The organism is Pseudoalteromonas sp. A41-2 (genome assembly GCF_015767615.1).
Taxonomy (GTDB): Bacteria; Pseudomonadota; Gammaproteobacteria; order Enterobacterales; family Alteromonadaceae; genus Pseudoalteromonas; species Pseudoalteromonas lipolytica.
Window position 1 is genome coordinate 2,084,369 of record NZ_CP065231.1, and the last position, 16,219, is coordinate 2,100,587.

The window sequence follows — 16,219 nt, forward strand, 5'->3', positions numbered from 1 at the left end:
AGCTTATAAAAAATACAGCGCTAATTTTTTGGATTTATAAAATAACAACAATAATAACAGATAGCCTTTGCATTTAGCCATCTATACATTTAAACTTCTTCCTTTGCGCCGATTTGGTCTTTGGCTTGCGGGCGCTGTTGTTGTTTTTACTTTCATAAAACAACAACTAAATACAGCTAAAAGAAGTTTTTGGCTGTGTTTTTGGTTATCTAACGAGGAATATGATGCAGCCATCATTTAATAAAACAAAAGCAAAACTTTCTTTGCTGCCGCTTTTGGTGTTTGTCGGCTTATTTTTAGGCGCAGGCTTATACTTACAATCTCAAGGTGTTGATTACGCCTTTTATCAACTACCGGCACCGGTCGCTATTTTACCTGCCATTATGTTGGCCTTTATTTTAAATAGAAACACGATTAACCACAGTGTTGAAACGTTTATAAAAGGTGCAGGTCATAGCAATATCATTACTATGTGCTTGATTTACCTTCTTGCAGGTGCGTTTTCTGCAGTCGCAGGCGCAACCGGGGGTGTTGATGCCGTCGTGAATGCCGGTTTATCTCTTATTCCCCCAGCTTTATTACTCCCGGGCTTATTTTTAATCGCTGCCGTGGTTTCAACTGCCATGGGCACATCAATGGGCACCATCGGCGCGATTGGCCCTATTGCCTACGCCGTAGCGCAAAAAACGGGTATCGATCCGGCATTGATGGCCGGTACAATTGTATCGGGTGCAATGTTTGGCGATAACCTATCAATCATTTCTGACACAACAATTGCGGCTACCCGTACACAAGGTTGTGAAATGAAAGATAAATTTCGCGAGAATCTAAAGATTGCTCTGCCTGCTGCTGCACTCACCATTGCATTATTGTTCTTTTTAACACCGGCAGCTGAAGCGGTTGAAACACAGGATTACGATATATTACTCGTGCTTCCGTATGCCTTTATTTTAGTGCTAGCGGTGATGGGATTTAATGTATTTGTGGTGCTGTTTAGCGGGATTATTTTCGCAGCACTAATGGGCTTTACAGGCAGTTATGAAGGCGCAAGCTTTGTAAAAGATATCTACAAAGGCTTTACCGATATGCAGGAAATTTTCTTGTTATCTATGTTTATTGGCGGCCTGTCAGAATTTATTCGTATAAACGGTGGCCTTGATTACATTGCTAACAAAATTCAGGCAATCACGAAAATTATTGCTAAATGGCATCGTAAAGTTGCTGATCAATTAGGTATTGCAGCACTCGTAATGACGAGTAACGTATGTATTGCTAATAATACGGTGTCTATTATTGTTGCAGGCCCTATTGCGAAAAAACTGGCCGATGACGGTGAAATCACTGGCAAGCGCTCAGCCAGTTTATTAGATATTTTTGCCTGTGTAACACAAGGCTCTTTGCCCTACGGCGCACAAGCCTTATTGTTAGGTGCAACGTTTAAAATCAGCCCTTGGCAAGTATCTACATCGTCATATTATTGTTTTATTCTCGCGTTTACTGCGATTGCGGTAATATGCTTACGCCGTAATAAAGCCTAAGTTAAATATTTTTGAGCAGATACGTCATTTTAAGGACGTATCTGCTATAATCCTCACTTTGTATCCCCCTTTATATACTAATTCGCTTAATCAAGTGAATTGTTATGACTACATCAATATTGAGATATGAACTTGAAAAAGATCCTTTCTATTGCTGCGCTATGTGCAGCGAGTACTTCGAGCTATGCGGCTAATTGGAGCTCAACGCAATTACACATCAATAACGGTGAGCACAAAAATCCGTTTTCTTTGGCTAAATCAAACACAACGGTTGTGTCATTACAGCATGCATCTGGTTATGACTATGGCGATAACTTCTTTTTTATTGACTACAGTGATGATGATTTACAAGATGGATATCAAGATAAAGACTTTTATGGTGAATGGTATTCAACCTTTAGCCTGTCAAAAATCTCAGGCAACGATTTTTCATATGGTGCGATTGCTGACGTAGGTTTAACTGCGGGCTTTAACGCTGCTGGAGACTCAAAGGTTCTAAAATATTTACCCGGTGTAAAACTAAGCTGGCAAGCGCCGGGTTTTAGCTTTTTATCAACGTTGTTTACAGCCTACATTGATGACAGTGAAGGTGTTGCTCGTGGTGGTGCTCCTACTGAAACAAACAGCTGGATGATTGATGTAGCATGGGGCTACCCATTCACTATTGGCTCACAAAAATTTAATGTGACAGGCCATGTTGAGTACATTGCAGAGCGTGAAAACGAATTCGGTCAAGACGTTAAAGCATGGATTTTAGCACAGCCTATTATTACATGGGATTTAGGTCATGCAATCAGCATGAAAGAGAATACCCTGTTACTTGGCCTTGAGTGGCAATACTGGCATAACAAACTAGGCACAGATACCACTGAATCAGTCCCACAACTTCATGTTGAGTGGACGTTCTAAACGTTATCAATAAAACTGCGAAATAGTTATTTATTTCGCAGTTTTAGAATTTATAGCAATACTTTTACTTAAAAGTACTCATAAGCAACTTAAAGAGAAGAACTCATCTACATTTTCGACCTTTAACTCTGGGAAATGACTAATTAGTGCTTTATAAGCATCTTCCTCAGATATTTTACGTTTAAATATAGCTCGCCGATGCTGAGGCTTAATTTTTACCCCACTCACCTTAAAATAGTTTATGAAAGCCGCATTATCTTTCTGTTCATAAGCATTAATATCACCAAAGTGTAATGTCATAGAAGAATAGTTTTTTATAAAAAAATAAAATGGATCCAGCTCAGTCTCTAAATCAAACTCAGCCCCTACCATACTATTAAGATCAGAAAATGCTTTATATGCACCTTTACTGGCAAACTCATTTAAAAGGGCTTTAGCGTCCTTTGGTTCGTCGAAAGAAAGCGTTTCAAGCCACATTGTGAAACCTTTCAAACTAGCCAATCCCGAAAAACTTGCAATATGCTTGCTTGACGGCTTTAAGCCAACATTACTCAATCTCATCATAATTTCTTGCTCATTGAGTGATGTCGCTTGTAAATAATCGCGAGCAAGAATGATTCCTAAAATAGATTTAACTTCTGGTAACATCGTGTCTGGTACATCTAACGTTGTTAAATCAAGTTTTTCTAGTGAAGTATTCTGATTCGCTATTGTTTGAGTGATCTGTTTTCTCATTTCAGTAAACTGACTTTTAATGAGGGGAAAATCATCTGGGTGCTGTTGATTTTTACAAAAATAAAATTCAGGTGACGATTTAATTAATTCAATAAAAGGCGTTGATTCGAATGTATCAAGCTGCAAATAATTGAGTTGACGTCCTTCAAGCCACTCCCTTGTTAAATTACATTTATCTAAACTACGTTTTTCGTCATCAGTTAATTCATTCTTATCAATATTCAATACAAAAATAGGTTCTGGCTTTTCTAAATCCTCTACTGGGATTAAGTTAACACCGATACCTTCATGATTTAACTTTTCTACTGCATTTTTGACCTCGACATTACTAAACAAAGGATGATTAATCTCCTGATAGTAAATACCTTTTCCACTCAAGCCCAACAAATCAAAGAGTTGCTGATAACTTTCAGAGTCTTCAATCTCATAACCTTCATTACCGATTATCATAAGGAGTTGAGTTGCTGCTTCGTTAGTAAAGTTAGCCGTTGAAAACTCAAGTCCAGGATAGCGCTGTAAAAGCATTATGGCAGTAGGAATGCGTTTCTTAGCAACTAAAAAACCTAAAATGGAATTTAAAGGGGAAATAGATTCACTATTAAGTATTTCGTATGGGAAGTTTGAAAAAACCCGTTCAATTTCATTGAAAGTTTCGACCGATGAAATATTAGTCGATGTAATCTTCCGATTAAGCTCCTCAAGTGGTAAGTCTGCCCAAAGTCTGTCTAATGAATCCTTATAATCCAAAACTTCCGTCGCCGATGAATTTGGTCCATTAACAAAATTATATTGACTAAGAAACCGTTCATTATTCGGCAATGATTTTATAACTGGTATCAATTCAGAAACGGATTCATGCAACATAGCCCTTTCATACCAATCTTGCGCTTGTGACCAACTGCTAACAAACCAAATTGCATCCGCAACCTGCTTTGCTGAATAACCATTTTTGAAAGCGTGCAGTGCTTTAAGTTCTATCTCATCTGAAAAATCATAGTGTAAATTGCTTTGCTTAAGATTTAAATCTCTGCACAGTTGTTCGTCTGGAACTTCATTTGGAAAAGGGCGTTTTTTGTAGGTTTTTTTTTCTGGTGTCGCTTCGGTATTTTTATCTAATGAGCTAATGTCATTTGTTGTATTGACGGTTTTTTTTGATTCGTTCGTGTGTGAAGTTTCAGTATTGGTTACATAAAATATTAACGTTGTTACAACGGTAGCTAAAACAATTACTGATAAAGCTTTTTTTTTCATCCCTAAATGCTCTGTACTTATTTTGAAAACATAAGACTAACCATATATTGATTAGGCTTATGTTTAAAGTATAAAGCTAAGAAAATAGTCCTAATTTACAGTTTACACTGTGGGTTTCTGCCCTGCGCTTTTGCCGCTTGTTGTGCTTTTAAAGCCGTTGGCATGTGTTTTTGTAGCTCTTTAATTCGATTACCCGGTGCTGGGTGAGTCGACATGAATTCAGGTGTGCCGCTGCTGCCAGCTGCACTCATGTTTTGCCATAATGACACTGACTGCTCTGGGTTAAAGCCGGCCTTTGCCATTAAGTCTAAACCTACAATATCAGCTTCAGATTCATGTGAGCGGCTAAAAGGTAACACCACACCAAATTGTGCGCCGAGTCCAAGTGCTTGCATAATTTCACCGCGATATTGCACATTACCCATATCAAGCGCAGCACCACCGACTTGTAAACCTGTTTGAATCAAGGAGTTTTGCGATACACGTTCATTCGAGTGCTCAGCAATAACGTGTGCAACTTCATGGCCTAACACGGTCGCTAGTTGATCCCTGTTAACCGCGACTTTTAATAATCCGGTATGTACGCCAATGTAGCCGCCTGGTAATGCAAACGCATTCGCGGAATCTTCTTCGAACACCACCACTTCCCATGCTTGTTGAGCATATTCACGCGGCAAAACAGAAATCACATCGTCTGCGATGCATTTTACATACGCATTAACTTTTGGGTCGGAGTTAATCGGCTGTGTTTTCTTCATTTCAGCAAAACTTGCTTGGCCCATTTGACTCATTTGTTGATCTGAGTAGAGCGCGATCTGTGTACGTCCCGTTGGAGACGTTTTACACCCTGCTAAAACAGCGGTGGCTAACACGACCATCATTAACTTTTTCATGTGAATCCTTACAAATACTATTAGTGCAATTGTTGCTAATATAGCAAAGCATTCATTAATTTTATATGAAAATACATTTCCCACCGTGCAAATGTGATTTTTCAGTTAAATCTTTTAGTTAGCAGGCAAACTAAGTTCACCAACGAACGACTCGCTGCTACAATAGGGGTCTATTGATTGATAAATGAGTTTCCAATGCCTTCCCCCGACACATTAAATAAACGCATTTTATTGCCGTTACTGGCAAGTATTGTCGCCATTACTCCGCTGGCAATTGATTTGTATCTACCTGCGATGTTGGTCATTGCCAATGACTTACAAACAACCATGCCAAATGTACAAATTTCATTGAGTATCTATTTAGCTGGCTATGCACTGGGTATGCTATTTTTTGGCCCTATTGCCGATGAGCTTGGTAGACGATTACTGGCTAAAGTAGGCTTAGCGCTGTTTGGTTTAAGTTCGTTAGCACTGGCATTTTGCCATAACATAGAGCTTTTTTGGTCACTTAGGGCAGTACAGGCTTTCACTGGTGCCGCGGCAACCGTGGTTGTACCGGGTATTATTCGTCATATTTACCGTGAGAATACGGCAAAGGGGATGTCGTATGTATCGATGATCATGATGGTAGCGCCCCTTATCGCCCCCACGCTTGGCTCTTTAATTATGGGCATTTCGACATGGCAGGTTATATTTTTAGTGTTAGCTGCCTATAGCTTTGCAATTTTAGCACTTGTGCAACTTTACTTAATTGATATCCCTATTTTCAAAAGTCAGCAACGTGGTTTAGCGTTATTTTTTAACAGCTATAAAACCGTCTTTTCACGTCAAAGTGCACGTGCCGACATCGCTAGCTCTATGTTTGCCTCGTTCGCATTTTTCTGCTTTTTAACGTCTGTGCCTTACGTTTATTTGGACTTTTTTAAAGTAGATGAACAACTCTTCGGTATTTTATTTGCCTTTAACGTACTTGCCTTAATGTTCGGTAACTTTATGAATACCCGACTTGTACCACGCTTAGGATCGCGCAAATTACTGTTTTTAGGCTTAGGTATTGGCTTTGCATCGGGTTCAGCATTACTGCTGTTTAGTTTAATGCATTTGTCGCTGTATTTTATCGTCGCAAGCATAGCGCCTTTAATGATGAGTTTGGGGATTGTGGCAAGTAATGCCGACTCATTGATTTTAATGCAATTCGAGGAAAAGTCAGGGACTGCAACGGCGGTAATTGGTACGTTACGTTTTGGCAGTGGCGCACTCGTAGGACCTATCCTCGCGTTTATTCACCCACAAAGTGCGGTGCCATTTTCAGCCATGATGTTCAGTGCGCTTATCCTTATACTACTTGTGCAGCTTTGGCATCGAAAATTAGACAAAAAAAATGCCTGTCTATGACAGGCATTTTTCTCTAAAAAGCGTTTATTCAGCTTCTTTCGATACCATTACCATAGCAGGACGCAGTAAACGACCGTTTAACGTGTACCCTTTTTGCATAACTGCAAGTACCGTATTAGGTGCTACATCATTGCTTGGTTGAATTGACATCGCTTGATGGAATTCTGGATTAAACTGCTCACCTTGTGGGTTAACAATTTCTACACCAAACTTAGACACGGCATCGTTGAAGCTTTTTACCGTCATCTCGATACCTTCAAGTACAGGCTTAAGCTGCTCATTTTCTTTGTCAGAAAACTCAATCGCACGCTCTAAATTATCAATCACGGGTAATAATTCGTTAGCAAACTTCTCAAGTGCAAACTTGTGAGCTTTTTCAACATCTTGTGCGGCACGGCGACGCATGTTTTCAACATCTGCTGCGGCACGTACAACACTGTCTTTTTGATCATTTATAGTTTGCTTTGCAGCTTCTAGTTCACTATAAAGTAGTGCAATTTCAGCTTCAGGGCTTAGTTCTTCGCCTTCAACTTGCTCTGCTGCTTCAACGGCTGCGTCAACATCCGCTTGCATTTGTTCAAATTCTTCGTTTAGTTCAACTTCTTGCTCTGGTGATTTTGTCTGCTCAGACATAGCTTAAATGCTCCAATTCTTTACAACTGCGGTAATTATGGGGATTGAATAAAAAGATTCAAGAGGTTGATGACCCGATTAACTCAAATTCTTGGATGATTGCTTCAATTTGTGCTGATTTTGGACAAATAACACAAAAACGACTCTGATATTCGAGGTTATTAAAGTAAGGAAGGCTGATCACCATTAACTCATCACAATCGGTAAATGGAAGTTGTTCTGTGTTTAATACCGACAAACCGTTTCTAAATGCGAGCTTGTCTTCAACAAAATTTAGAAATGAGACGCCTATATTTAAGCTCGTTTGACAGTCTACTTGCTTATATAAATAGTTTTCACCTACCACAATACTGTTATCAGACCCCAGTTTCTGGCTCAATTGGCGAGTCCATTGGGTCAACGAGTCATGGCAGTTGCGCGGTGCAGTATTCGCCATTGCCTGCATACGGTAAAGACCTTCCATCAGAGTTTGTTGACTGAACACCGTATTAAGCCACGTTGCAAACTGATAGCGAACCGAATCACTGGCGTCCTCAGGTTTACTAATACAAATATTGTGACTTTGCCCTGCTCTATCAATCAGTAAAATAAGCCAATCACTGCCATCAAAGTCAAGTACTTCAACCCTAAAAACCAATTGCGAACTCACTTGCGGTAAACCAACACAACAACATACTTTATAACGTTGGCTCAAGCCGTGGGCCAGCTCAACAAGTTGTGCTTGTTGAGGTTGCCAATACGTCGCAATTTCGGGCAAAGAGAAAAATTCGGTTAACCAATAGTCAAACCCAGCATTTGTTGGCACGCGGCCTGCCGAGGTATGTGGCGAATAAAGCAACCCTTCTTTTTCAAGCCTTGCCATTGCATTTCGCACTGTGGCAGAGCACACAGCCATGCCCTTTTGCTTTGCTATGCGCGTTGAAGCCACTGGTTGGCCCTCGCCATTACAATATAGGCTCATTACGGCTGAAAAAATTTGTTGATCGCGGGGGTTTAATTTCATAATTCTTACATCTTGACTCTTGCCCTAAGATATTTGGGCACTGCAAGTTTATTTCAAGTTATTTTCAAAGCATTAATTTTTAATGTAATCTATCCCTATGAAATAGTTAAGTGCACGTACCATGGACTCACCGTTTAAAACCATAGGTTTAATTGGTAAACCTAACCACAGCGCCGCGGCCACAACGCTACAGCGATTACACACCTTTTTACGAGCGTTAGGTTTTGAGGTGCTCGTTGAGCAACGAACGGGTCGGCAATTAGAAGATGTGCCTGCAAACAACCTCGTTAAACTCGTTGAGTTAGGCGAGCGTGCTGATTTAGCCATCGTTGTCGGTGGCGATGGCAACATGTTAGGTGCTGCACGTGTTTTAGCGCGTTTTGACGTTGCAGTGATTGGCGTAAACCGTGGTAACCTCGGATTTTTAACCGACTTAAACCCAGAAGGTTTTGAAGCAAGTTTAGAGCAGGTTCTAAGCGGTCAATTCATTGAAGAAAAACGCTTCCTGCTAGAAGTAGAAGTATACCGACATGCTGAACTTAAAAGCGCAAATTCAGCGGTTAATGAAGCGGTACTCCATGCCGATAAAGTCGCTCACATGATTGAGTTCGAAGCCTTCATAAATAATGATTTTGTATTTTCACAACGCTCTGATGGTTTAATCGTATCTACACCGACGGGGTCAACGGCCTATTCTCTCTCTGGTGGCGGGCCTATTTTGACACCAGAACTGAATGCTATTTCGTTAGTACCCATGTTTCCTCATACTCTTTCGAGTCGCCCTTTAGTCGTTGATGCCGATAACGAGGTACGCCTTAAACTCAGCTTAGAAAATACCGACAGCTTACAAGTGAGCTGTGACAGCCACGTTGTTTTGGCCGTTTTACCAGGCGATGAAGTGGTTATCAAAAAAGCTGACAAACGGTTACGCTTAATTCATCCAAAAGAATATTCTTATTACAATGTACTGCGAAAAAAACTTAACTGGGGTAGCCGCTTATTTTAAACAGCAATTTTCTTCTTAAATAATTGCCAAGTGAAATCTATTAGCGCAAAATAATTCACTTTACCGTAGTACACATTTAAGGAACCTAAGCAAAAATGAGCTATATAGTTTTTCTTGCTCTTTTATTGTTGATCACTCTACTAGGCTGCTATTGGATCATCGAAAGCAACCGTCGCAAAGCGATAGAAGCCGAAAAAAAACGCTTTCATCAACGTGTAAAAGAGATCAATAACGACTTCAAAATTAAATTAATCGAATTTAGTGAAGCAAAGCTCATTCGCCCTAAAAATGTTGCACGTTTGAACCAAATCACCAGTAATTACTTTGTCGTTCAAGCTCACAACGAAGAAAATCTAACGCATTTAGAGTTTATTAGTGAGTTGTTTATCAGCACCATAATCATGGAAGCAAACAAAGCACAAAGCCCGCATGAACATGACCAACTTGCCGATAGATTACAATACTTTATGGCACAACTTCCTTATAATGGCATTGAATACAATAAAGCGTTTTATCAAGAAGTATTACCCTCATTAATTGAAGTTATTAAATACGCGCCACCTATTAATCAACATGATGACCCTGCGCAAAGCCAGAGTCCATCAATGCCTGATGAATTAAATCACGAAAAACAGATATCAGAATTAACAAAAGCATAAAAATTTAATTTGCAAAACCCGAAAACACTGTATAAATTAACAGTTAATTAGCTGGATGGATAAACAGTATGTTAATCGGGTTAGAAATTAAAAACTTTGCCATTGTAAGTAACTTGAGTACTGAGTGGCACAATGGCATGACAGCCATTACAGGTGAAACAGGTGCAGGGAAATCAATTGCTATTGATGCCCTATCGTTGTGTTTAGGCGAACGCGCCGATGCGGGTGCTGTTCGTCCAGGAACTGAGCGTGCAGAAATCTGCGCGCAATTCGATATTACCCAATTACCCCTTGCTCAACAGTTTTTAGAACATCACTTACTGTCTAATGCAGAAGGTGAATGCTTACTGCGCCGTGTTATTTGTAAAAATGGCCGGAGTAAAAGCTATATTAATGGCAGCCCTGTCACTGCTGCGCAGCTTAAAGAGCTTGGGCAATACCTCATTTCTATTCATGGTCAACACGCGCATCAGCATTTATTAAAAGCCGAGCATCAGCTGCATTTACTGGATGCATATGCTGGCCATACAAACCTGCTTTCCAATGTTAAAGAACGCTTTAAAGCCTATCAGGCGCTAGTAAAAGAGTTTAACCACTTAGAACAACAACAAGCGCAACAAGCGGCTCAAAAACAGCTACTTGAATACCAAGTTGCTGAATTAGACGAGTTTGCCTTACAACCCGGTGAGTTTGAAGAAATAGAAGCTGAGCACCATAAGTTAAGCCACAGCCAAACTATTTTAGAGTCGTGCCAACGTGAACTTCAGCACTTATACGAAAGTGATGAGCAAAGTGCATGCTCAATGCTGCAACACAGTGCACAGCAATTTGCTGAACTTGCCGGCTACGATGATAGCCTATCTAGCATTGCAGCGCTTTTAAGTGAAGCCGCTGTTCAAGTTGAAGAAGCAAGCCGTGAAATTCGCAGCTACGTAGATATAACAGATTTAGATCCTGCTCGCCTCGACGAAGTAGAAACTCGTTTAACTGGGGCAATGGATTTAGCACGCAAGCACCATATAAAACCGGAAGAGCTGGTAGAATTTCACCAATCAATTGCGCAAGAGCTTGCTTCAATTAGCTACAATAGTGACCGCTTAGCATCACTAGAAACCGAGATAAATACAGCCCTTGATGAATATAAAGACGCTGCACAGGTTTTAAGTGATAGCCGCCAGCGTTATGCCGAAACACTCAACACATTGATCAGCGATAGCATGGCTAACTTATCAATGGAAAATGGCCAGTTTGCGATTGATATTCAACAAACGAGTGATAAAGCCCCCAGTGCAATGGGGTTTGATACCGTGGCGTTTTTGGTATCGACCAACCCTGGGCAACCAATGCAAGCTTTATCGAAAGTTGCATCGGGTGGCGAGCTTTCGCGTATCAGTTTAGCGATACAAGTCATTATCGCCCAGCGCGTGACAACGCCAACACTCATATTCGACGAAGTCGATGTGGGTATTTCTGGCCCAACGGCCTCCGCGGTTGGCAAGTTATTGCGCCAGCTTGGCAAGTCAACCCAAGTTATTTGTGTTACGCACTTGCCACAGGTTGCTAGCTCTGGGCATCAGCAATTTTTTGTTGCGAAAGAAATTGCAAATGGTGAAACCTACACACAAATGAATAAGCTCAGTAAAGATGGACGAATAGATGAAATTGCCCGTCTACTCGCTGGCGATAATATTAGCAAAATGGCCAGAGCAAATGCGAAAGAGCTGATTAGTGCGCATGCATAACCACTCTCGCACTTAATGACATTAACGTTTTAGTAAGTAATTAAGGCTATTGTGCATAGCCTTTGACCGGATTATACAATGAATAAACAACGTAAGTTTGGGTTAGCAAGCGGGTTATTATTGAGCTTAAGCTCACCTTTACTGCACGCCTCTGTGTCATATACACCTGTCGTGTCACAAAATTATATGTTCGCTCTACTACAATGCACTTTATTTGCGTTTCCTATCGTGGCGCTGCTTTTGGTGCTATGGAGCCGATGGAAGCACCTAAGGTTTAAACAACGTTTACAAACATATTTATATGCTTCTGCAGCTATGATGCTCATACTGTTTGTAATAGTGAGCCAGCAATCAGAGACAATTTCTGTTTGGTCTGTTGTTGTAATGATTTGTCATTTTATCGTGGTAAGCCTTGCTTACTTTTTATTAAAACAACACAGCAATAAAGTAAAAAACACGCTATCAGGCTGCTGGTAGTCTGTTTTAACTTGTCGGGCTTTTTCTCTCATTTAAAAAAACCTACTGATTTTTAGCCATCATTACACATAGCTTTAAACAGGGTCAGTTAATAAGAATAAGCAATTATAATATTAGTAACGTAGTTAATATTGGTAACGTAGTTAATATTGGTAACGTAGTTAATATTGGTAACGTAGTTAAAGAAATTAGCGGGTAAGCGTAATGTTTACCCGCTGCTTATATTAGTCTTGAGTGACTATCTGCCAGTCGATACGATAATTAGTCACGACGCTGGTATACCCTTTTACTTTGAAAATATAGTCTCCAGCTTCTGTAACCGATAACTGTGCTGTTTCGGGGTTATCAAGTGTCGCAGAGCTTGCGAGGTCTTCTCCCTGACTGTTTGCTATTGAAAAATCAAGGTCTGCAAATGGTTGCCAACTTAAGACCGCAGTCACGCCCACAACATTATCAGGTACTGAAACTAAATGCTCAATAATGCTATAGGCTGGGTCAACACCAAGCCCTGCAAGATCTAAACTTACTGATGGTCCCATTGTACCCTCAATACTTGGCATTAACTGTGTAGTAAATGACACACCGGGCTGGGTGACAATACCGTCAAATTCGAATCGATCTAATGCGACTTGTCCTGATATAGTGCGCACTTCAAGTGTATGTGCTGAGTCGTCTAATTGGTTAATTGCCACGGTAATGGCTTCGCCTTTTTCACCACTGACGCTCAACGATTCATACTCGACCCCATCAACTAATATACTGACCTCTCCTCGGTTAGTTGCCGCAAAGTGTATTTTCGCACGCTCACCTTTAAAGCCAACATAAGCAATATTTCCAGGCCCTTTTGCTTTTGCCAGTGTGCCGTTATAAGCACTGCTATCCGTTGTTTCTGACCACTTGCCGGCAAAGTAGACTTTATCAGCAGTGTTGTCTGCTTGCTGCCAAGCACCTTGACTCGAAAATTCAGTGTCTCCAGCTAAAAACTGGCGCATATTACCTTCAGTTTGTAATGCAAGCTCAACTGCTTTTTTCACATTAATATGACCCGCCCCTACTTCGTGCGGTAAGTACTGTCGCCCTGTTTCATCAAACATGTCATCGGCACTGGCTTTTAAAATTTCGTCAATTTGATCAGGCGATAAATGCGGGTTTGCTTCAAGCAGCACAGTCGCAGCACCTGCAACAAAAGGGGTTGCCATCGACGTGCCACTCATCGTCGCATAGTAAACATAATAATCAGGGTTATCTAAATCGATGACCGGTCCTAAAGCGGGCAAAGGGGTATTGAGTGCTCGCGTCGAATATATGCTTGAGCCAGGTGCTGTAATGTCGGGTGTTTTAATCGCATCACCTGGCACACCACGGCTAGAAAAATCAGCCAGCATTCTATTCGGCGTGCCTGCTGCGACGTCAATAACCCAAGGAGCGACGGCATACACATTGAGGGTATCATCACCGTCGCCATCGTTACCCGCAGCAAAAGTGACAATCATGCCGCGTTTGTATGCCTCAAATGATGCTTTGTTCACAGGGTTATTAGGGTCGAAGTTACTTCCTGCTCCCCCTCCCCAACTATTTGTAATAACATCAATATCGTATTTGTGCTGGTTGGCTAATGCATAATCAAAGCCTTTTAAAGAATGTAAAATTGAAATGGCTTCACCAGCAGAAATACCGACAATCTTTGCATCTGGGGCAATGCCATCATGCAAATTAGCACGTGTAGGATCATTCGCAGATGCAGCGCCACTGCCCGCAACAGTGCCAGCAACATGGGTGCCATGTCCTGATGATGTATCGGTGTTTGGTAACCCTTCTATATCGGCGGTCAAACCGTATAAATCAAGATCGTTTATTAGTTTTACATTTTGAATGGTTTTATCACCGTAAGCTAAATCGGGATGTGTCGCATCGACTCCTGAATCGAGTACAGCCACAACGCCACCTTTGCCTGTAAATAAATAGTTATCATGTACAAAATGACCGCCAGTGATCTCACCCGAGTTATAGTTGTAATAGCGCAGTGGCGCATCATAATAAATACTTTCGATGGCAGGGTTATTTTGTAACTGTGTGACGAGTGAAGGAGTCAGCGTAGCGCCTACCATGGGTAATTCTTTTAAGGCTAAGTACGGTACACCGAGTGACTGCATTACATTATAAACCTGCTGTTTATCTTTAAAGCTTATAATGACTTTGATACTTGGTTCAGTAAGGCTTTGAGTTAGGCTTGTTGTTGATAATTTTTCTGCTAATTCTGGGCCTAGTAAGGCTTGTGCTTGGGTGGCAAAGCTGCCAACCATGCCAAGACCGATGAGTATACTAGAAAGTTTAGTTCGCATTGGTTTATCTCCTGGATTAGTTTGTTACTTTTTTGTAACTACAGAACATATACTCGCAGCGAGTGACACTCACCGATATAGGGGAAAACCCTCATAAGGCTTTAGGAATAGCCCCTGCGTACGCAATCAATATTTTACAGGCACAAAAAAAGCAAGCCCGCAGGCTTGCTTTAATGTCTATACAAAATTATGAACGGGGAGTATTGCAGATAGCTATTACACCTCTAGGTAATCCATAATTCCTTCTGCCGCATTGCGACCTTCAAAAATAGCCGTTACCACCAAATCTGAGCCGCGAACAATATCGCCACCAGCGAAGATTTTAGGGTTCGTTGTCTGATGGGTAAATTCACCTTGTTCAGGTGCATTAATACCACCCCAATGGTTAATTTCAACGCCATATGGTTCAAGCCAATCCATTTTGTGCGGTTTAAAACCAAATGCCATTAACACTTTAGTGGCTTCTATCACATGCTCTGAACCAGCCACTTCTTCAGCACGACGGCGGCCATTTTCATCTGGTTCACCCAGTTGCGTTTTGACCATTTTTACGCCTGCAACTTTACCTTGCTCGTCAACTACAATGCCTTTAGGTTGCACGTTAAAAGTAAACTCAACCCCTTCTTCGCGGGCATTTTTAACTTCACGTTTAGAGCCTGGCATGTTTTCTTCATCACGGCGATAAGCACATGTTACTTTGCTTGCACCTTGGCGAATTGACGTTCTTACGCAGTCCATTGCGGTGTCACCACCGCCCAATACAACCACTTTTTCGTTGGCCATATCAATATAAGCTTGCTTGTCTTCAGCGTAGCCCATAACACGATTTGTGTTACCAATTAAGAACGGTAAAGCATCATGTACGCCATCGGCATCTTCATTTTCAAATCCTGCGCGCATACTTTGATAGGTCCCTACGCCTAAAAAGACTGCATCATATTCAGCAAGAATTTCATCTAGGGTAATATCAACACCGACTTCCGTGTTTAGTTTAAACTCAACCCCCATTTCAGTGAAAATTTCACGACGCTTCTGCATCACTTCTTTTTCAAGCTTAAATGAAGGAATACCGAAAGTAAGTAACCCCCCTATCTCAGGGTGACGGTCAAATACCACCGGTTTAACACCATTACGCACTAGAATATCAGCACAACCTAACCCGGCTGGACCTGCACCAATAATCGCCACTTTTTTATCAGACCAAACCACATAAGACATATCTGGTTTCCAGCCCATTTTAAAAGCAGTGTCTGTAATATATTTTTCAATATTACCAATTGTTACAGCACCAAACTCTTCGTCAAGTGTACATGAGCCTTCGCATAAGCGGTCTTGTGGACACACTCGACCGCACACCTCAGGTAAACTATTTGTACGATGTGACAGCTCAGCCGCTTCTAATATACGGCCTGTACGAATTAGCTTTAACCATTGCGGTATATAGTTATGTACTGGGCATTTCCACTCACAATACGGGTTACCACAATCTAAGCAACGGTCCGCTTGTGAATTTACTTGCGTCTCAGAAAACGGCTCGTAAATTTCCACGAATGATTGTTTACGTGCCGAAATCGGTTTTTTACGCGGGTCAACACGTTGTACATCGATAAACTGGTATACATTTTCGCTCATACTA

The 16,219-nt window shown here is 41.1% G+C and carries 13 protein-coding genes; 7 read left to right on the plus strand and 6 right to left on the minus strand.

The genetic code is table 11. From position 1 onward, the window contains the following. The first annotated feature begins 224 nt into the window (after window positions 1–224). Both IT970_RS09495 and IT970_RS09500 read left to right on the plus strand, forming a co-directional pair. Window positions 225–1,538 carry a Na+/H+ antiporter NhaC family protein gene (locus tag IT970_RS09495; RefSeq protein WP_036967666.1) on the plus strand — a complete coding sequence of 438 codons (1,314 nt, stop codon included), beginning with the start codon at window positions 225–227 and terminating at the stop codon, window positions 1,536–1,538. Between the two features lie 126 nt (window positions 1,539–1,664). Next, window positions 1,665–2,447, plus strand: a complete 783-nt coding sequence (locus IT970_RS09500; RefSeq protein WP_065978699.1) for a nucleoside-binding protein — start codon at window positions 1,665–1,667, stop codon at window positions 2,445–2,447. A 78-nt stretch (window positions 2,448–2,525) separates the two neighbouring features. Here the strand turns inward: IT970_RS09500 and IT970_RS09505 are convergent, their stop codons facing one another. Together IT970_RS09505 and IT970_RS09510 are read right to left on the minus strand one after the other, a co-directional pair. Then, the gene (locus tag IT970_RS09505) at window positions 2,526–4,433 is read right to left on the minus strand and encodes a hypothetical protein (protein WP_196857275.1); all 1,908 of its coding nucleotides are present in this window, start codon (window positions 4,431–4,433) and stop codon (window positions 2,526–2,528) included. A 95-nt stretch (window positions 4,434–4,528) separates the two neighbouring features. Further along, window positions 4,529–5,326, minus strand: coding sequence for a M48 family metallopeptidase (locus IT970_RS09510; protein WP_065978701.1), 798 nt, complete (start codon window positions 5,324–5,326; stop codon window positions 4,529–4,531). Between the two features lie 195 nt (window positions 5,327–5,521). On the opposite strand from IT970_RS09510, the gene IT970_RS09515 reads away from it, so the two are divergent. Beyond that, on the plus strand, window positions 5,522–6,721 hold the full coding sequence (locus IT970_RS09515; protein WP_065978702.1) for a multidrug effflux MFS transporter: 1,200 nt from the start codon (window positions 5,522–5,524) through the stop codon (window positions 6,719–6,721). A 24-nt stretch (window positions 6,722–6,745) separates the two neighbouring features. Here the strand turns inward: IT970_RS09515 and grpE are convergent, their stop codons facing one another. Both grpE and IT970_RS09525 read right to left on the minus strand, forming a co-directional pair. Beyond that, entirely contained in the window at window positions 6,746–7,354 is a 609-nt protein-coding gene (grpE, locus tag IT970_RS09520; RefSeq protein ID WP_036967654.1) for a nucleotide exchange factor GrpE, read from the minus strand. A gap of 58 nt (window positions 7,355–7,412) precedes the next feature. Beyond that, the gene (locus tag IT970_RS09525; protein ID WP_036967651.1) at window positions 7,413–8,357 is read right to left on the minus strand and encodes an HrcA family transcriptional regulator; all 945 of its coding nucleotides are present in this window, start codon (window positions 8,355–8,357) and stop codon (window positions 7,413–7,415) included. Window positions 8,358–8,478: 121 nt separating this feature from the next. On the opposite strand from IT970_RS09525, the gene nadK reads away from it, so the two are divergent. The 4 genes from nadK to IT970_RS09545 all read left to right on the plus strand — a co-directional run bounded on the left by nadK (window position 8,479) and on the right by IT970_RS09545 (window position 12,241). Beyond that, the gene (gene nadK, locus IT970_RS09530) at window positions 8,479–9,363 is read left to right on the plus strand and encodes an NAD(+) kinase (RefSeq protein ID WP_036967648.1); all 885 of its coding nucleotides are present in this window, start codon (window positions 8,479–8,481) and stop codon (window positions 9,361–9,363) included. A 95-nt stretch (window positions 9,364–9,458) separates the two neighbouring features. Continuing rightward, entirely contained in the window at window positions 9,459–10,022 is a 564-nt protein-coding gene (locus IT970_RS09535) for a hypothetical protein (protein WP_036967646.1), read from the plus strand. 68 nt (window positions 10,023–10,090) lie between these two features. Next, window positions 10,091–11,764, plus strand: coding sequence for a DNA repair protein RecN (gene recN / locus IT970_RS09540; protein WP_065978704.1), 1,674 nt, complete (start codon window positions 10,091–10,093; stop codon window positions 11,762–11,764). A 78-nt stretch (window positions 11,765–11,842) separates the two neighbouring features. Continuing rightward, complete coding sequence (locus IT970_RS09545) at window positions 11,843–12,241, plus strand: hypothetical protein (protein ID WP_036967641.1); 399 nt, start codon at window positions 11,843–11,845, stop codon at window positions 12,239–12,241. Window positions 12,242–12,465: 224 nt separating this feature from the next. Here IT970_RS09545 and IT970_RS09550 read toward each other — a convergent pair whose 3' ends face one another. Next, on the minus strand, window positions 12,466–14,583 hold the full coding sequence (locus tag IT970_RS09550) for a S8 family serine peptidase (RefSeq protein WP_196857276.1): 2,118 nt from the start codon (window positions 14,581–14,583) through the stop codon (window positions 12,466–12,468). Between the two features lie 216 nt (window positions 14,584–14,799). Then, window positions 14,800–16,215 (minus strand): FAD-dependent oxidoreductase, encoded by a 1,416-nt coding sequence (locus IT970_RS09555; protein WP_118844410.1) that lies wholly within the window; start codon window positions 16,213–16,215, stop codon window positions 14,800–14,802. Between the last annotated feature and the right edge of the window lie 4 nt (window positions 16,216–16,219).